This window comes from Bartonella sp. AC62GZZY (genome assembly GCF_042196525.1).
Lineage (GTDB): Bacteria > Pseudomonadota > Alphaproteobacteria > Rhizobiales > Rhizobiaceae > Bartonella.
In genome coordinates, this window is record NZ_JBHIQN010000059.1 from 1 (window position 1) to 972 (window position 972).

Below are 972 nucleotides of genomic sequence, written 5' to 3' on the forward strand. Positions count from 1 at the left end.
ATTATGCTATTCAGGATGTTCGGAAAGAAGCAAGACAAGCTGCTGCTATTGGCCTAGCGGTGTCCAACTTACGTTACAATGATGCACCAGGAAAGTTAAGTGTTGCATTTGGTAGTGGTATATGGCTCAATCAGTCCGCATTTGCTCTTGGTGCTGGTTATACATCTGAAGATGGAAATATCCGCTCTAGTCTATCTGTGACAAATGCCGGAGGGCACTGGGGTGTCGGTGTAGGATTAAGCTTAACTCTAAATTAATAAAATTCACTACGATTATTTTCAAAAACGCTCCTGTCTATACGAGACAGGGGTGAAAAGAGTTACACGATTAAAAGAACGGCTCTCACAAATAACAAAGTCAGCATTAATATTGAAAATAAAAAAAGAGAAAATGTATGAAGAGTGGTGTGTTTTACGCAAATTTGACAGAATTCGTGGAGGGGGGTAGTTGGTTGTTACATGACAGTAAGCAGCGGATAAGACAGTTTTTGATGATGCAAAAAAAATGTAGATAAATACTTTTCTGAATCCAAGGATAATGCGATGAATAATGGTGTTAACGAATCGTAATCCTCCACCGATATGAAATTTGAAATGTTTAGTTATGCCATTGAAGATGTTCGGAAAGAGGCAAGACAAGCAGCGACTGTTGGTTTGGCAGTGGCAGGTTTGCGTTATAACGATACACTAGGAAAGTTAATTGTTTCATTTGATGGCGGCGCATGGCGTGGACAATCCGCATTTGCTCTTGGTACTAGGTTATATATCAGAGGATGGCTTCATTTGCTCTAATATATCCGCAACAAGTTCTGCGGAGATTAGAGAAGAGGTGTTGGCTTAAGATTAAAGCTGCGTTGATGATAGCAAGGGATTCTTTTAACGACATTTATTCTTATTTTATTAAAATGAGGGTGGATATTTTTTTACAGATTCACAGTATTTATCTAGAGATAAGCATAATATTTGATGACAC

The 972-nt window shown here is 38.5% G+C and carries 1 protein-coding gene and 1 pseudogene; both read left to right on the forward strand.

The genetic code is table 11. The features are described from left to right. The coding region (locus tag ACFIML_RS09130; RefSeq protein ID WP_375607607.1) for a YadA-like family protein at positions 1-257 on the forward strand (257 nt) is incomplete at its 5' end. A 318-nt stretch (positions 258-575) separates the two neighbouring features. Further along, a pseudogene (locus tag ACFIML_RS09135) lies at positions 576-840 on the forward strand (YadA-like family protein); the annotation flags it as partial. Positions 841-972 lie beyond the last annotated feature (132 nt).